Source organism: Agrococcus casei LMG 22410 (genome assembly GCF_900163565.1).
Taxonomy (GTDB): domain Bacteria; phylum Actinomycetota; class Actinomycetes; order Actinomycetales; family Microbacteriaceae; genus Agrococcus; species Agrococcus casei.
In genome coordinates, this window is record NZ_FUHU01000021.1 from 1 (window position 1) to 14665 (window position 14665).

At 64.7% G+C, this 14665-nt stretch carries 16 protein-coding genes and 3 tRNA genes; 6 read left to right on the forward strand and 13 right to left on the reverse strand.

Annotation, left to right across the window (positions count from 1 at the left end):
• Positions 1-50: 50 nt before the first annotated feature.
• Complete coding sequence (locus tag CZ674_RS04275; protein ID WP_086991306.1) at positions 51-290, forward strand: integrase core domain-containing protein; 240 nt, start codon at positions 51-53, stop codon at positions 288-290.
• Between the two features lie 12 nt (positions 291-302).
• Here the strand turns inward: CZ674_RS04275 and CZ674_RS04280 are convergent, their stop codons facing one another.
• The 6 genes from CZ674_RS04280 to CZ674_RS04305 form a co-directional block, all read right to left on the reverse strand.
• Entirely contained in the window at positions 303-512 is a 210-nt protein-coding gene (locus CZ674_RS04280) for a hypothetical protein (protein ID WP_086991307.1), read from the reverse strand.
• Positions 513-789: 277 nt separating this feature from the next.
• Positions 790-866 (reverse strand) — tRNA-Met (locus CZ674_RS04290).
• A 4-nt stretch (positions 867-870) separates the two neighbouring features.
• Positions 871-942 (reverse strand) — tRNA-Thr (locus tag CZ674_RS04295).
• Between the two features lie 75 nt (positions 943-1017).
• On the reverse strand, positions 1018-2013 hold the full coding sequence (locus tag CZ674_RS04300; RefSeq protein WP_086991309.1) for an epimerase: 996 nt from the start codon (positions 2011-2013) through the stop codon (positions 1018-1020).
• Positions 2013-2126 carry a methionine/alanine import family NSS transporter small subunit gene (locus CZ674_RS13955; protein ID WP_143244630.1) on the reverse strand — a complete coding sequence of 38 codons (114 nt, stop codon included), beginning with the start codon at positions 2124-2126 and terminating at the stop codon, positions 2013-2015. The genes CZ674_RS04300 and CZ674_RS13955 overlap by 1 nt, the downstream gene beginning before the upstream one ends.
• On the reverse strand, positions 2123-3700 hold the full coding sequence (locus CZ674_RS04305) for a sodium-dependent transporter (RefSeq protein ID WP_086991310.1): 1578 nt from the start codon (positions 3698-3700) through the stop codon (positions 2123-2125). The genes CZ674_RS13955 and CZ674_RS04305 overlap by 4 nt, the downstream gene beginning before the upstream one ends.
• 38 nt (positions 3701-3738) lie before the next feature.
• On the opposite strand from CZ674_RS04305, the gene CZ674_RS04310 reads away from it, so the two are divergent.
• On the forward strand, positions 3739-5373 hold the full coding sequence (locus CZ674_RS04310; RefSeq protein ID WP_086991311.1) for a glycoside hydrolase family 13 protein: 1635 nt from the start codon (positions 3739-3741) through the stop codon (positions 5371-5373).
• Positions 5374-5383: 10 nt separating this feature from the next.
• Here CZ674_RS04310 and CZ674_RS04315 read toward each other — a convergent pair whose 3' ends face one another.
• Both CZ674_RS04315 and CZ674_RS04320 read right to left on the reverse strand, forming a co-directional pair.
• Positions 5384-6826, reverse strand: a complete 1443-nt coding sequence (locus CZ674_RS04315) for a M23 family metallopeptidase (RefSeq protein WP_086991312.1) — start codon at positions 6824-6826, stop codon at positions 5384-5386.
• A 122-nt stretch (positions 6827-6948) separates the two neighbouring features.
• Positions 6949-7761, reverse strand: coding sequence for an inositol monophosphatase family protein (locus CZ674_RS04320; RefSeq protein WP_086991313.1), 813 nt, complete (start codon positions 7759-7761; stop codon positions 6949-6951).
• A gap of 74 nt (positions 7762-7835) precedes the next feature.
• Between CZ674_RS04320 and CZ674_RS04325 the strand changes: the two genes are divergently transcribed.
• Positions 7836-7920, forward strand: a tRNA-Tyr gene (locus tag CZ674_RS04325).
• A 231-nt stretch (positions 7921-8151) separates the two neighbouring features.
• Here the strand turns inward: CZ674_RS04325 and CZ674_RS04330 are convergent.
• Together CZ674_RS04330 and CZ674_RS04335 are read right to left on the reverse strand one after the other, a co-directional pair.
• A complete protein-coding gene (locus CZ674_RS04330) occupies positions 8152-9396 on the reverse strand; it encodes a YibE/F family protein (RefSeq protein ID WP_086991314.1) in 1245 nt (414 codons plus the stop codon).
• A gap of 67 nt (positions 9397-9463) precedes the next feature.
• Positions 9464-10057, reverse strand: a complete 594-nt coding sequence (locus CZ674_RS04335) for a GNAT family N-acetyltransferase (protein WP_086991315.1) — start codon at positions 10055-10057, stop codon at positions 9464-9466.
• A gap of 352 nt (positions 10058-10409) precedes the next feature.
• Between CZ674_RS04335 and CZ674_RS04340 the strand changes: the two genes are divergently transcribed.
• The 3 genes from CZ674_RS04340 to CZ674_RS04350 all read left to right on the forward strand — a co-directional run bounded on the left by CZ674_RS04340 (position 10410) and on the right by CZ674_RS04350 (position 12285).
• Positions 10410-11402, forward strand: a complete 993-nt coding sequence (locus CZ674_RS04340) for an LCP family protein (RefSeq protein ID WP_143244631.1) — start codon at positions 10410-10412, stop codon at positions 11400-11402.
• A gap of 84 nt (positions 11403-11486) precedes the next feature.
• Entirely contained in the window at positions 11487-12020 is a 534-nt protein-coding gene (locus tag CZ674_RS04345; RefSeq protein WP_086991317.1) for a hypothetical protein, read from the forward strand.
• Positions 12013-12285: a hypothetical protein gene (locus tag CZ674_RS04350; RefSeq protein ID WP_086991318.1), complete on the forward strand. Its 273-nt coding sequence runs from the start codon at positions 12013-12015 to the stop codon at positions 12283-12285. The genes CZ674_RS04345 and CZ674_RS04350 overlap by 8 nt, the downstream gene beginning before the upstream one ends.
• A gap of 50 nt (positions 12286-12335) precedes the next feature.
• Here the strand turns inward: CZ674_RS04350 and CZ674_RS04355 are convergent, their stop codons facing one another.
• From CZ674_RS04355 to CZ674_RS04365, 3 genes are read right to left on the reverse strand one after another with little or no spacing between them, the layout of a single operon-like run.
• Positions 12336-13823 carry a recombinase family protein gene (locus CZ674_RS04355; RefSeq protein WP_086991319.1) on the reverse strand — a complete coding sequence of 496 codons (1488 nt, stop codon included), beginning with the start codon at positions 13821-13823 and terminating at the stop codon, positions 12336-12338.
• Positions 13820-14224, reverse strand: a complete 405-nt coding sequence (locus tag CZ674_RS04360) for an ImmA/IrrE family metallo-endopeptidase (RefSeq protein WP_159456891.1) — start codon at positions 14222-14224, stop codon at positions 13820-13822. Before CZ674_RS04360 ends, CZ674_RS04355 begins: the two co-directional genes overlap by 4 nt.
• A 28-nt stretch (positions 14225-14252) precedes the next feature.
• Positions 14253-14639 carry a helix-turn-helix domain-containing protein gene (locus CZ674_RS04365; RefSeq protein ID WP_086991321.1) on the reverse strand — a complete coding sequence of 129 codons (387 nt, stop codon included), beginning with the start codon at positions 14637-14639 and terminating at the stop codon, positions 14253-14255.
• Between the last annotated feature and the right edge of the window lie 26 nt (positions 14640-14665).

The following is a 14665-nucleotide window of genomic DNA, read 5'->3' on the forward strand; positions in this document are numbered from 1 at the left end:
CAAGACCGACCCGAAAACCGGCGAGATCATGAGTTGACAACTATAGGAGCATCAATGCCCTCGCCGAGAGCGTCGTCGGCCTCTACAAGACCGAGTGCGTGAAGATCGACGGCCCGTTCCGCAGCGCCGACGACCTGGAACTGGCCACCTTGTCCTGGGTGCACTGGTTCAACGAGAACCGGCTGCACTCCTCGATCGGATACCTCACACCCACCGAGAAAGAGAACGAGTACTACCGTGAGATCAACTCCCAGCGCCAGTCGGCAGTGGGAGAACTCGCCCTCCACTAAACCCGGGGCGATTCAACCCGTGACCGTCTCACCCGCGAGCAAGACAAGCTGCTCGAACTGCACTTCGCCGACGCCATCGACATGAACCAGTTCATCCGCCAGCAGGACCGCATCCGCGATGAACTCGAAGTGGTTCGCCAGCTGATCACGGAACGGCACTCCGAGTACCAAGACACCAAGGAATATCTCGCGGACACCGTCGACTTTCTCGAGAACTGCCATGCCCTATACAGCCTCAGCGACGACGTCGGCAAACGCCTGTGCAATCAGGCACTGTTCCGCAAGATCTACATAGACAACGACGACGAAATCCGTAGCGACCTCGCCCGTCCTTTCGAGACGCTCGTCGACGTGGCAAAGGGGATCGAACCCAGCCGCCCCACCCCGACACCGGAGCGACTGCAGAGCCCATCCAACCCCTGGCAGCACCCAACCAAGACCAAGGAGGACCCGAGTTCCATCCTTGATCGTAAGGTCGTGGGTTTCAGCCTTATCAATTTGGTAGCGGGAGCGGGGCTTGAACCCGCGACCTCACGATTATGAGTCGTGCGCTCTCACCAACTGAGCTACCCCGCCGCAGTGCCCCAAGCGAGGATCGAACTCGCGACCCCTTCCTTACCATGGAAGTGCTCTACCACTGAGCTACCGGGGCGTATGCCAAGAAGGCAACCGGATTATTGTAACACCAGAATGCACCTGAGTTGCAACACGAGCCGACGCCGCGAGATCAGCCCTGCCGAACCTCTTGCCAGATCGACTGCAGCGCCCCCGAAAGCGTCGGATGCGCGAACTCGAATCCCGTGTCGGCAAGCACCTGCGAGCGCACCCAGCGGCTCTTGAGCACGAGCTCTGATTCGGTGCGCAGCGCCCACATCGCGGGCTCGAGCATCCACCGGAACGCCGGCATCCCGACGGGGGCTCCGACGGTCTCGCGAAGCACCCGCATGAAGTCGGCATTCGGATGCGCGTCATCGGTTGCGAGGTTCACCGGCCCGTCGATCTCGTCATGGGCGCGGATGTGCTCCATCGCCCGCACGATGTCGTCGACGTGCATCCAGCTGAATCGCTGCTGGCCGCCCGTGGGACGCGCGCCGCTCGGTGCCACCGCATCCGCCGTGCCCTTGCGGCTTCCGAGGCTGCGATACCGCGAATGCGGCAGCCAGGGGCCGTCGAACTGCGTGCCGCCGATGCCGAGCCTCGCCAGTGTGAACAGCAGATTCGTGGCGTCGCCCTCAGATCCGAGCACGATCGTCATGCGCAGCGGAATCCGCCTGGTGCCGGGCAGGTCGCCGTGCATGAGTGCGGCCTCCCAGGCCCTCGCGACGTCTTCGCTGAAGCCCTTCTGCCCTGCCGGGTCAGCCTCGGTGTGGGCCTGCTCGGTGGTGTGCGAGTAGGTCGTGGCAGTCGAGGCGTTCAGCCACACGGGAGGCGGGTCGGATGCGCGAGCGACGGCCGTGCGCAGCGCACTGGTCGTGCGGATGCGCGAGTTCAGGATCTCGGCGCGATTGCGGTCGTTGTAGCGGCAGTTGACCGAGCGGCCCGCGAGGTTGACAAGCATCGCACTGCCGCTGACTGCGCGACGGATGCCGTCTGCGTCGCCCCACCGCACATCCGCCCCGCTGCGCCCGATGGTGACGACCTCGTCGCCGCGGGCGCGCCAGGCACGCTGCACCGCCTTGCCAATGAAGCCGCTGGCTCCGGCGACGACGACGCGGTCAGCCACTACTCGGACTCATGCTCTTCTGGCGAGCGCGAGAGGTTGATGATCGCGGCGATCAGGCCGCCCCAGATCACGACCGCGGAGGCCGCGAGCATGACGATTGCTTCGATGTTCATGACTGCTCCTGCTTCGTCTCGCGCAGCGTGCGGTTCGCTGCTGTGTGTGCGGGCTCGGGCAGCTCGAGCGAGACCGCCTTGTTCCAGGGCATGAGGCTGAGCAGGAAGCCCAGCACGATCGCCCCGGCGGCGACGCCCCAGCCGAAGATGTTGATGAGCCATTGCGGGTAGCCCGCGTACGGCGCTGAGATCTCGATCAGGAAGCTCTGCAGCAGCAGCGCGATGAGAGCGATGGGCAGCACGAATGCGACGATCGCCACCCACACCCTGCCGAGCTTGAACGAGCCGTACTGCGAGAGGTGCTTCGCGAACATCGGCAGCTTGCGGCCGAACCAGCCGAGGGCGATGATGCTCACGACTGCCGCCAGCACGATGCCGTACTGGTTGATGAACCTGTCGGCGATGTCGAGCACGTTGAGGCCGCTCGTCGTCGACAGCAGGATGATGCTGACGAGAGCGATCGGGATCGTCACCAGCAGCGTGGCCTGCACGCGTCCGAGCTCGAACTTGTCGCGGAAGGCCGAGATGACGACCTCGACGATCGAGATGAGCGACGTGACTCCGGCGATGAACAGCGACCCGAAGAACAGCACGCCGAGCAGCTCGCCCATGGGCGCCTCGTTGAGGATGGTCGGGAAGGCCACGAAGGCGAGCACCAGGCCGCTGGTGGCGACGTCGCCGACAGCCACGTTCTGTGCCGTCGCGAGGAATCCGAGGGCTGCGAACACGCCGATTCCGGCGAGCAGCTCGAAGCCCGAGTTGGCGAAGCCGACGACGAGGCCCGAGCCGGTCATGTCGGTCTTGCGCTTCACGTACGAGGCGTAGGTGATCATGATCGCGAAGCCGACCGAGAGCGAGAAGAATATCTGCCCGACCGCGGCCGTCCAGACCGTTGGATCAGCCAGCTTGCTCCACTCTGGCGTGAACAGCGCGTTGATGCCGTCGACGGCACCCGGCAGGAAGAGCGACTGGATGACGAGCCACACGAAGGCCACGACCAGCAGCGGGATGAAGATGACAGCGGTTGCTCCGATGCCTTTCTGCACGCCGAGCGTCATGACGACGATCACGGCGAGCCACACGAGCACCATGGGGATCAGCACTGCCGGCACGAACTCGAACGTGACGCCTGCGTTCGCATCGGCGGTCTTGAGGAACTCGCCGAACATGAAGGCTTCGGGATCGTCTCCCCACTTCTTCGTGAAGGAGAAGATCGTGAACTGTGCCGCCCACGCGAGGATCGCCGCGTAGTAGACGGCGATCACGAAGCAGATGATGACGTGCCACCAGCCGATGAACTCGTTGCGCTTGCCGAGCCGGCGCATTGCCAGCGGCGACGAGCCGCGCGTGATGTGGCCGATCGCGTAGTCAAAGAACAGGAACGGGATGCCCGCCACGAGCAGCGCCGTGAGGTACGGGATCATGAACGATCCGCCGCCGTTCTCGTACGCGACGTACGGGAACCGCCAGATGTTGCCGAGACCGACCGCCGAGCCGATCGCGGCGAAGACGAATATCTTGCGGGACGAGAATCCGCCCCTGCGCTTCTCTGCGCTTGCAACCTGTTGCGACATGCCTCACATCCTACGCACAACACCAATAGGCTGAAACCGTGACGAACACCATCGCAGTCGAGTCCGGTCAGCAGCCCTGGTGGCGCGACGCAGTCATCTATCAGATCTACCCTCGCAGCTTCGCGGACTCGACCGGTTCGGGTGTCGGAGACCTGCGCGGCATCACCGATCGGCTCGATCACATCGCGGCGCTCGGCGTCGATGCGGTGTGGCTGAGCCCCTTCTACAAGTCGCCGCAGAACGACGCCGGCTACGACGTCTCCGACTACACCGACGTCGACCCGCTGTTCGGCACACTGGCCGACTTCGACGCGATGCTCGAGAAGGCGCATGCCCTCGGCCTGCGCGTGATCATCGACACCGTGCCGAACCACTCCTCAGACCAGCACGAGTGGTTCCAGGCTGCGCTCGCAGCGGCTCCCGGCAGCCCCGAGCGCGACCGCTACATGTTCCGCGACGGCAAGGGCGCCGACGGCTCCGAGCCGCCGAACAACTGGCCGAGCATCTTCGGCGGCCCGGCATGGACGCGCGTCGACGACGGCCAGTGGTACCTGCACATCTTCGACACGTCGCAACCCGACTTCAACTGGCGAAACCCTGCCGTCGGCGACATGTTCGAAGACGTGCTGCGATTCTGGCTCGACCGCGGCGTCGACGGCTTCAGAGTCGACGTCGCCCACGGCTGCATCAAGCCCGAGGGGCTACCCGATATGGAGACACACGATCTGCACGTCGGCGAAATGGATCCGCCCTACTTCGGACACGACGAAACCCACGAGATCTACCGACGCTGGCGCCGGATCTTCGACTCGTACGAGGGCGACCGCGTGCTGTGCGCTGAGGCGTGGGTGCACCCGATCGAGAACATCGCCAAGTACGTGCGACCCGATGAGATGCACCAGGCGTTCAACTTCGGCTACCTCGAGCAGGAGTGGGATGCGCGGGGCCTGCGCGCTGCGATCGAAGAGTCGCTGCAGGCATTCGGCAATGTCGGTGCGCCAGCCACGTGGGTGCTGTCGAACCACGACACGATTCGCCACCGCACGCGTCTCTCGCTCGAGCCGAAGCCGCCCCACGGACGCGGCCTTGGCCCCGACTCCCCAGAGCATGCAGATCCGAAGCGCTCGCGCATCCGTGCACGTGCCGCGACGATGCTGATGCTCGCGCTGCCCGGTGGGGCATACATCTACCAAGGCGAAGAGCTCGGGCTGACCGAGGTTCGAGACATTCCCGACGACGCACGTGAGGATCCGACGTTCGCGAGAACGCAGGGAGAGCAGTACGGGCGCGACGGATGCCGTGTTCCGATTCCGTGGGAGGCTGACGCGCCTGCCTACGGCTTCAACAACTCAGGTCGCTCGTGGCTGCCGCAGCCTGCTGAGTGGGCAGAATTCGCTCGTGATCGCCAGATCGGCGACGACGGTTCGATGCTCGAGCTCTACCGCGAAGCCATTCGCCTGCGCAGTGTGCTCGGGCTCGGCTCAGGAGCCATCGAGTGGGTCGACTTCGGGCCCTCTGCAGTCGCGTTCCGAAACGGTCAGACGACGGTGATCACGAACTTCGGTGCTGAACCGATCGAGGTTCCTGCAGGGCTGACGATTCAGTTGGCATCGGGGCACGTCGAGTCGACCATCACGGCCGATCAGACGGTGTGGCTGACAGCCACAGAGTGAGCCGGGGGGCTTACTGGACGTCGATCGACGTCCAGTTGGCCTGCGAGACCTCTGAGCGGTCGTGCAGCCAGCGGTACGGGTCGATGAGCACGACTTCGGCCGTGCGGACCTCGAGGTGCAGGTGGGGTCCGGTCGAGAAGCCGGTCGAGCCGACGTTGCCGAGCACGGTGTCGATCGTGACGACCTGGCCCTCGCGAACGTCGATCGAGCCAGCCTGCATGTGTGCGTAGCCGGTCTGGACGCGCTTGCCGTCGATGATGTGGTCGACGGTCACCATGTAGCCGCCAGCGCCGACGCCCTGCATGACGTGCGAGACGATGCCGTTTGCGACGGGCCGGATCTCGGTGCCGGCACCGGGACCGAAGTCGAGGCCCTCGTGGAAGGTGCCCCAGCGAGCCTCGAACGGGCTCGTGATCGGCACGTTCTCCATGTGCGGGAACGGCGACTGCACGTAGCTGGTGTTCATAAGCTCGAGCGCCTGCTCGTAGCCACTGACCGAAGTCCAGTAGGTGCCTGCGACAGCGTCGGTGTCAGCGATGGCCTGCACCTGGGCGATGTCGGCTTCGCTCATGCGCGCCGATGCGAGGGCGTCGTTGATGCCCAGTGCGCCGTCCTGCACGAGTCCGGCCTGCACTGCGCTGGCTGAGACCGTGAGGCTCTGCGAGTCGGCAACGGCGAGGGGGCCGGTGCCGCCCTGGTTCTGCGTGGCCTGCGTGACAGGCACTGTGGTCGCCACGACGAATGCGCTTGCGACCAGCAGGATGCCGCCGGCTGCGACCTTGCGCAGCACTGCGCCGGAGCGGCGGCCGCGACGGCGCGAGTGGTCGGGAGTCGGCTCGGGCTCGACGACGGGGCGTCGGCCGCGAAGCGTGTGCGCGCGAGCCTTGCGCAGAACCTCAGGGTCGGAGTGGAGCTTCGGCTTGGGCGCTGCGCCTTCGATGCGCGGCTGCGGGCCAGTCTCGTTGAAGCCAGTCTCCGCAGATTCTGCGCCGTTCGGCTCTGTGAGCGGCTTCGCCACCTTGCTGAAGTCGACATCGAAGAGCGATTCGGCCGAGAGCACGCGAGCGATGTTGCCGCGGACTGCCGAGACCTGCTTCGGAGCTCCGACGGGAGCCTGGAGGCCGGATGCGGGAATGCTGTTGGTCGCGCGCTGCTGGTACGAGACGTGGTTGCGGATCGAGACCGAAGGAGCCTGCTCAGCCGCGATGTTGGCTGCAGCGGGAGCTGCGGGAGTTGCCTCAACAGGAGCTTCGACCACAGAAACCGGCTTGGTGCCGAATGCGTTCTCAAGCCGCTGCTTGCGCTCGATCTCTCGAACCTGTCGGCGAGTGAGCTTCTGCGGTGCTTCGACAGCGGGCGCTGCCTCAGCCGCTTCGCGCTGTGCTCTCAATGAACGGCGGGTCGGATGCGACGCCTCTGATACCCCTTCGGGATCAAGATTTGCGTCGTGCACAGCACCAGGCCTTCCATCAGAACAACGAGAACCATCCAATCAGCTGTCGGCATGAATTGCCAACGGCACGCTGACCGAAGTGTCTAAAGTAACAGTTCGGTAACAAGCGCGCAAGACTTGGGCTATGATTCGTCAGCCCTGAGCTCGCGCAGCATCGCCAGGAAGTCCTCCGCGATGCTCGGTGGCGCCATCGCTACGAATAAGTCTGTGGCGTCGGTGCTGACGAACGTCGTGCAGCCAGCTTCTTCGGCAATGAGCAGACCTGCCGCGACATCCCATGGGCGCACACCGCGCTCGTAGTAAGCGTCGACCTGACCCGCAGCGCACGAGGCGATGTCGATGGCGGCCGCGCCCATCCGCCGCACGTCGCGAACTCTCGGCAACAGCTTCGCCACGACCTCGCCCTGCTTACGGCGACGCTGGTCGTCATAGCCGAAACCAGTCGCGACGAGCGCCTCCTCCAGCGAAGCCGGCGCGCTTGGAGCCAACCCTGAACCGTTGACAGTGGCTCCAGCGCCTCTCGCTGCCTCGAATACGCGGCCGCTGACCGGGGCGGCGATGACGCCTGCCAGGCCCGTCCAGTTCGAAGGACGCAGCTCGCTGAGCGACGTCGGGCCTTCGACCGCGGCGATCGACACCGCGTACTCCCCCACCCCGTAGAGGTAGTTGACGGTTCCGTCGATCGGGTCGACCACCCAGGTGACGCCGCTGGTGCCCTCAATAGATGTTCCCTCCTCGCCGAGGATCCCGTCATCGGGCCGGGTAGCACGGATGCGCTCGAGCACAAGCTGTTCAACCTCGCGGTCGGCGGCAGTCACGACATCGGTGATCGACGACTTGCGGTCTGCAATCTCGACACCTTCTGCGCGGCGGGTTCTGGCCAGATCAGATGCTTCGACAGCGGTCGTTCGAGCGAGTTCGAGAAGGTCATGCATGGCTCAACGCTATCGCCGGTTTCCCGACCATGCCGTTGAGCGTGTATTCTGGCTTCTGCTGTCTTTCAGCAAATGGCGAGTTACCCAAGCGGCCAAAGGGATCTGACTGTAAATCAGACTGCTCAGCATTCGGGGGTTCGAATCCCTCACTCGCCACCAATGGATCTGCCGCTCCGCTACTGCGGGGCGGCAGATCCTTTTCTGGTTACAGGGGGATTCGAACCCCTCCGTGGGCGTTGGCGGCACAGCGGACGCACAGCGTTCGCCCGCCAACGGTCCGAGCAGATCCGCTGATTGAGGAGGCGCGCAGTGCCGTCTCGAAATCAGAACCGCTCACGGTCTCGAGATGCGGCACAGCGGTTCCTCGACCAACGGGGGCGGACTCCTCGATCAGAAGTCGTCGTCAAAGGCAGACGGAAGTCTCGCGCCTCGAGGCTGTTCGTCTACGTCATCCGATTTGCGCGGCATGACCAACACAGTCGCGAGCAGCGTTGTGACCGGTATCGCAACAATGAGCCCGATGGAAGCGACGACGGTTCGCACGATCTCCGATGCAAGCTCGCTCGACATCAGCGTCTCCAGCGGCCCCCTGTCGAGCGTCATCAGCACCACGAGGGTCGCGAGCGCAGTGCCGGCGTAGGCAAACGCAAGTGTGTAGACGGTCGAGGCGATGTGGTCAGCGCCGATCCGCATCGCCCTGCGAAACAGCTGCGTTCTGGTCATCGAAGGATCGGTGGCGTGCAGTTCCCAGACCGCAGACGCCTGCGTGATCGTGACGTCATTCAGCGCCCCGAGACCGGCGATCACGATGCCGCACACGAGCAGCGACTGCAGGCTGACGTCCGGCAGCATGGTGAGAATCGTTGCCTCGGCTTCGTCACCAGAAGTGCTCAATCCCGTCGACCGAACCTGCCACATCGCAATCACGATGGCGAGCGCAACACCGCCGAACGTGCCTAGCAGGGCGGTGGTCGTTCGGATAGAGATGCCGTGCGCCAGGTACACCGAGAAGAACAGCATGGCGCTGACTCCCACGAGGGTGACCAGCATCGGCGGCTGCCCAGACATGAGTGCAGGGATCACCCACACGATCAGCGTGCCGACTGACGCTGACAGGCCGAGGATCGCGCCGAGGCCGCGCCAGCGAGCAACTGCAAGCACAAGCAGCCCGTAGATGCCCAGGAGCCAGAACATTGGCGTCGTACGTTCGATGTCGACGAACACGAACCGCACATCCCCAGAGTCCTGCTGCTCGTGGCGAACCGCCTGCAACGCGGTGCCGTCTTCGACTGCTTCAAGGAACTGCGCGGGCACCACCATCGGCACTGTTTGACCGACATCAATGCCCTCGGTGACTTCGACGCACATCTGCTGCCCTGAGCCTGGCGTGGGGTCTGCTGGGACTTCCACGCCGCATCCGGCTCCGTCGACGGACACGACCTCAACGGTCGCCATCGTCGCCCCGGTCGTGTAATAGGCCCGCGAGTTGATCGGCGCTTCCTGGGGCCAGAGCAGGCCGATGCCGATCGCTGTGAGCACCGCGAGCGGCACCGTTATGAACAACAGGATCCTGCGAATGCGTCCTGCGCGGAGCGGTTCCGCACTCGGCTCGTCATGACTGTGCCCGGCTGCCATGCGGCAACGCTATGACACTGCCCACTGAGCTGGCCGGTGCCGTGCCGACCGGCGCGAGCTTTGGTGCTCAGCCGCCGATGCCGAGCCGATGCTCGAGGCCGAGCTGCACGGTCGGCCACTCAGCGGCGATGATCGAGTAGACCACGGTGTCACGCAGCTGCCCGCCGGCCATCAGCTGGTTGCTGCGCAGCACGCCGTCGAGCTTCGCGCCGAGCTTCTCGATCGCTGCACGCGAGCGGCGGTTGTGCCAGTGCGTCCTGAACTCGACCGCGATGCAGTCCAGTTCATCGAACGCACGAGCCAGCATCAGCAGCTTCATCGCTGGGTTGATCAGCGTCCCCTGCACCCCCGCTGCGAGCCACGTCGAGCCGATCTCGACGTGCCGATTCGGTGCGTCGATGTTCATGAACGTCGTCATGCCCACGATCCGGTCGTCGGATGGGTCGACCACCGTCCACGGAGACATCGACCCAGCCCGCTGCAGGGCGAGCCTGCGCTCAATCTCTGCGCGAACTGCATCGGGCTTGGGCGCGAAGGTGAACCACGCGTTCCACAGCTCGCCGTCCTTCACGGCTTCACATAGGCCGTCGTGGTGGGCTTCTGCAAGCGGCTCGAGTCTGACGAAGTCGTTCTCGAGCACAGGGTTCTCATGCAGCTTCATGGCGCAATCGTATTGCAGGCTCGTGTCAGCGGTCTGCTCGACGATCGAGACATGGCCAAAGTGCGACAGATCTACGAGTACCGGTACCGCGACGGCGTACTCTCGCGCTCCATTGTGCACTCATGGCGTCCAGCCAAGTGGCACCTGGGGGCAGGATCCGCCGCCTACGTTGCGAACGGCCCTGCGCGAGTCCTGCTGCTGCCGTCGGTGTACCTCACAATCATCACTCCTCAGGGCGAGGCGCTCATCTTCGAAGCAATCAGGCCAAACGACGTCGCTCGCGCCCACCAGCTGGCGGCTGAGATCAACCGAGATGCCATGCTCCAAGCAAGACCGTCCTACTATGGGGGCCATGGGCCTGACACGTCGCGCGTACCTCATGCTTCTTGGAATGGGAGCGCTGACGCTCACGGCGTGCACACGCGACGAGCCAGCACCGGCGCCTAGCCCCAGCGCTCCGACACCGAGCCCTACGCCGTCGCCGACTCCAAGCCCCTCGCCGTCACCGACAGGGCCCGAGGATCCTCTCCCGGAGGGCATTGTCAACGCACTGCTCTACGGCACCGACTCTCGCGAAGACTCGGATTACGGCGGCAACACCGACGCCATCGTGTTCGCGCAGATTTCTGCGGATCGCGAGCGCGTCACGTTTGTGTCCATCGCTCGCGACACGCTCCTGCCCGTCGGCAACAGCAAAGCGAAGATCAACTCGGCGTATCCGATCGGCGGCCGCGACCTGCTCGTCTCGTCGGTTTCCAAGGCTCTGGGCGGCATCCCCATCGATGTGACGCTGCACACGAACTTCGCTGGGTTCATCGCGATCACCAGGTTCTTGGAGGGCATCCGTGTGCTCAACAAGCACGCCTCATCGGTCACCGTGTCTTCGACCGGCCGCTTCCTAGACTTCCCAGAGGGCGAGCTGCTGCTTGAGAACACCGACGCACTCATCTACGCCCGTCAGCGCTACGGTCTGCCGCAGGGTGACCTCGACAGGGCCGAGCGTCACCGCGCATTGCTCACGGGCATCATCAAGGGCATGCAGTTCGTGCAGGAGAAGACTCCTCGCGTCATGAACAAGCTCGTGAAGAACCTTGCCGGACGCTGCCAGATGAACGGAATCGAAAAGGATGCGGTGACCGACCTCGTCACGCCTCTCATGCAGGTCGATCCAGAGCAGGTCACCTCGCTCATGCTGCCGCTCGCCGGCTTCGGCAGTCACGGCGGCCAGTCGGTCAACATTCCGAACGAAAGCCGACTCCGTGAGCTCGGAGAAGCACTCGCCGCTGGCGACATCTCGTCGTACGTTGACGCGTACGGGCTGGACTACACCCCCACCGAACGCTGACGAGCTCACCCGAGCTGATTCGAACGGAATCGCGAGAGGCTGTCCCTCGCAGTGCTATTCGGCTACGCGTACTACCTTTGAGGCATGGACGGCAGCCTGACCATGATCATTCCCGTGCGCGACAGCCGTGGGGTCTCACAGTGGGATTCAGCGATGCGACTGCTCGATGTCACGGTGGCTCGAGCGCTGCGCCAGCACGGGCCCACTCCGCATGTGGTGCTGGTCATGACCCGAGGAGACCGTCCGCCCGAGTCAGCATCGTGGCCCGGTGTCACTCTGGTTGAGGTCGAGTTGCCGTACTCAGAGCTGTCAGAAGGCCAGGGGAAGCGGCGCTGGATCGAGATCCGTCGCGACAAGGGCGCACGTGTCGCCGCCGGCGTTCTGGCAGCTGCACCAGGTGGCCACATCATGGTCGCTGACTGGGATGACCTCGTCTCGCCGCGGATCTCGCAGCTCGTTGCTGACAATCCCGAGGCTCCCGGCTGGCGGGCCGAGTCTGGCTTCATCCTTCGACACCGGCCGCATCGTCTACGCCATCGAACAGGCTATGCACACCGCCAACGGCTCAACTCTGGTGATTCGCAGCGATCTCGCTGGTTGGCAACCTGGCATGACTGAGTTCGACCCAAACTGGGCCGAGAATATGTTCGGATCCCACCACAAACCCAAAGAGATTCTGGCGAAACAGGGCATCGAGCTCGCGCCCATGCCGTTCCGCGGAGTCGCCTACCGCGTCGGAACGGGCCTCAATGTGTCGGAGCAGCACGAGGCCGTGTACCGTGCGCGAAAGATGACGGATGGGCGGTGGCAGCTGTTGCGCGCCATGCGACCCCGCATCGCGATGCGTGAGTTCACTCAGGGACTTGACCGCCCGATCTGGTGACCCGGCTAGACTGCACGCATGGCTGATTCCTCCTTTGATAAAGCGGTGAATTAACTGCCAACCTCCCACGAGGGCACGACTCGAAACCTGTCGGCGACGTCGCCTCGGTATCTGGCGGGGTCGACAACTACGTGGTCGACCAGCGGCCGCAGCAGGAGCGCGCGGTGCTCGGTGCTGATGTCTGGCCACAGGGCTGCGAGGTCGCGAGGCGGTGTCACGGCCTGTTCCTCGACGGGGTTCGGTGCCGCCTGTTGCAGTACTTCCTCGGCCGACGCTCGGTCGGCCCGGATCGCTTCGGCGGCGATCTTGTAGGCGTCGTCGCTGATCGTCCCGTCGACGAGCTTGATCGTCAGCGACGAGAGCCGCTCGTCGGCCTTCGCGAGGCGGGCGTGTGCGCGGCGGGTGATGAACTCGCTGTCGCGTCTGCGCGCGGTGCCTCGGGCTCGGGCAGCGATCTGGGCGTCGGCGTCGGCGGAGTAACTGAACAGCCATTGCTCGACGTACTGGTCGACGCGCCATGCGACGACTGAGACCTTGCGGACCCCGGTGGTTGTGGATGCGGTCGAGCAGGTGTAGGTGGCGCGGCCGTCAGTGAACTTGCCGTGCATGCGACCACCGCAGTCACCGCACCGCAGTAGACCGGTCAGCAGGTACGGGCTGCGTGCTCGGGTGCGTCGGCCGCTGCTGGCTTTGCGACGGGCAACGTATGCCCGCCAGGTGTCGTGGTCGATCACGGGCTCGTGAATGCCGGGCTCATAGGAGCGTTCCCATGGTGGCGGGATGCGTCGCTTGCCTGCCCGCACTTCGGTGCGTCCGAGTAGCCCAGCACCAAACCCGGCGTCAAGCATGCGGCCGACGCCTTGGAAGGTCCAGCGCTCGCGGTCGCCGAGGATGCCACGGTCGTTCAGCCAACGGGTGAGCTGCGCGGTTCCCATGCCGCCGAGGTAGAGCCGGTAAAGGCTGGCGAGGACGGGGCCGGTGTCTGGGTCCGGCGTGTAGGTGCCGTCGTCGGCCCGGGTGTAGCCGAAGCGGGGGCCGCCGGTCGGCGGGAGTCCTGCGCGGATGCGGCGGGCGTGGGCCTCTCGCCAGGTCTCTCCGATCAGCTCGGCTTGGTATGCGTTCATCTCACCGAGCATGCCGCGTGCGAAGCGGCCGGACGCGGTGGCTGATTCGATCGGTTCGGTTGCGGCAACGATCTGTCCGCCGAGGGTATCGACTCGGTCGAGGGCGATCGCCCACTTGAGGCGGGCGCGGCCGATGCGGCTGAACTTCCACACGAGGATGGTGTCGACGTCGCCTTGCTCCATGCGGCCGATGGACTGGTCGAGCCGCGGCCACCATGCACTGTTGCGGCTCGATCCCGATTCGTCGATGCCCTCTACCCAGTCGACGATCTCGATGCCCCGGTCGGCGGCGCACTGTTCGATCGCGTGCCGTTGCACGTCGGGCGATGTGAGGCCGTCGCGATCCTTCGATACGCGGATCAGCCCGAGGCCCCGGCGTGCTGGTCGGGCACTGGTGATCGGACGGACGCTCATAGCCGGGCCTCGTGCAGGGCTCGGGCTAGTGCGTTGCTGAACTTCCCGCGGCCTCGTCGAGGGTAGACGATGCTGCCGAGGCGCTGCATGTGGTGCTCGCGGTAGGTGGTGAGGACGTCTGTGGTCACGTCCAGTTCGATTGCTATGTCGTGATCGTGGAGGCCGAGCTGGTCTAGGTTCTCAAGCTCCGAGGCATCGATCAGCACGTCGGCCGCGTAAATGTCTGCCTCGCGCTCGGCTCGGGGCGTTGAGCAGTCGTGGCCGTACAAGGCGTGGCCGAGTTCGTGCGCTGTGATGCAGCGCTGTTCGATGGGGGTTAGGCCGAAGTCGATGTGTATCTCTCGGGTGCGGGAGTCGTAAAGGCCGAGGCAGTCCACCAGGTGGGAGATGTGCACCGTCACGCCGATCTCCAGCGCCGAAGCCAGGAGGTCACTCAGCGTGTGGTTCGTCGGCCTTGCGTCGGCCCTTCTTTGCGGCGAGCTTGTCGGCACTTCTGACTCCTTCCGTGTGGATAGTCACAGCTGCATGATCCTCAAGACGTGTGACATTGGCCATGGGCGGCGTCGCCTCGCCGACGGCCGCGTCGACGTAGGCGGCCGCGCTCATGTCGAATGCGGCCGCAATTCGTTCGACGTCGGTAGTCGTGAAGGGCAGCTCAAAGCGCAGCCGCTTGGCGACGTAGGTGTGCGACATGTCGATCTGGGAGGCGAGCCAGCGGCCGCTGGCATCGCGCCCGGCTTCTGAAAGCCGGTCGAGGGTGTGGCCGATGATCTGACGCGAGAAGCGTCCGAGCGGCGGTGCAGGTGTACGTGCCATAGGGACAGTGTACCTGTTTAGGGACA

What these genes read in the sequence shown, in the direction of transcription:
- CZ674_RS04280 (WP_086991307.1), bottom strand. Translation starts at nt 512, where the DNA reads ATGGCAGTTCTCGAGAAAGTCGACGGTGTCCGCGAGATATTCCTTGGT.
- CZ674_RS04320 (WP_086991313.1), bottom strand. Translation starts at nt 7,761, where the DNA reads ATGCATGACCTTCTCGAACTCGCTCGAACGACCGCTGTCGAAGCATCT.
- CZ674_RS04365 (WP_086991321.1), bottom strand. Translation starts at nt 14,639, where the DNA reads ATGGCACGTACACCTGCACCGCCGCTCGGACGCTTCTCGCGTCAGATC.
- CZ674_RS04335 (WP_086991315.1), bottom strand. Translation starts at nt 10,057, where the DNA reads ATGAAGCTGCATGAGAACCCTGTGCTCGAGAACGACTTCGTCAGACTC.
- CZ674_RS04350 (WP_086991318.1), top strand. Translation starts at nt 12,013, where the DNA reads ATGACTGAGTTCGACCCAAACTGGGCCGAGAATATGTTCGGATCCCAC.
- CZ674_RS04345 (WP_086991317.1), top strand. Translation starts at nt 11,487, where the DNA reads ATGGACGGCAGCCTGACCATGATCATTCCCGTGCGCGACAGCCGTGGG.
- CZ674_RS04305 (WP_086991310.1), bottom strand. Translation starts at nt 3,700, where the DNA reads ATGTCGCAACAGGTTGCAAGCGCAGAGAAGCGCAGGGGCGGATTCTCG.
- CZ674_RS13955 (WP_143244630.1), bottom strand. Translation starts at nt 2,126, where the DNA reads ATGAACATCGAAGCAATCGTCATGCTCGCGGCCTCCGCGGTCGTGATC.
- CZ674_RS04330 (WP_086991314.1), bottom strand. Translation starts at nt 9,396, where the DNA reads ATGGCAGCCGGGCACAGTCATGACGAGCCGAGTGCGGAACCGCTCCGC.
- CZ674_RS04340 (WP_143244631.1), top strand. Translation starts at nt 10,410, where the DNA reads ATGGGCCTGACACGTCGCGCGTACCTCATGCTTCTTGGAATGGGAGCG.
- CZ674_RS04355 (WP_086991319.1), bottom strand. Translation starts at nt 13,823, where the DNA reads ATGAGCGTCCGTCCGATCACCAGTGCCCGACCAGCACGCCGGGGCCTC.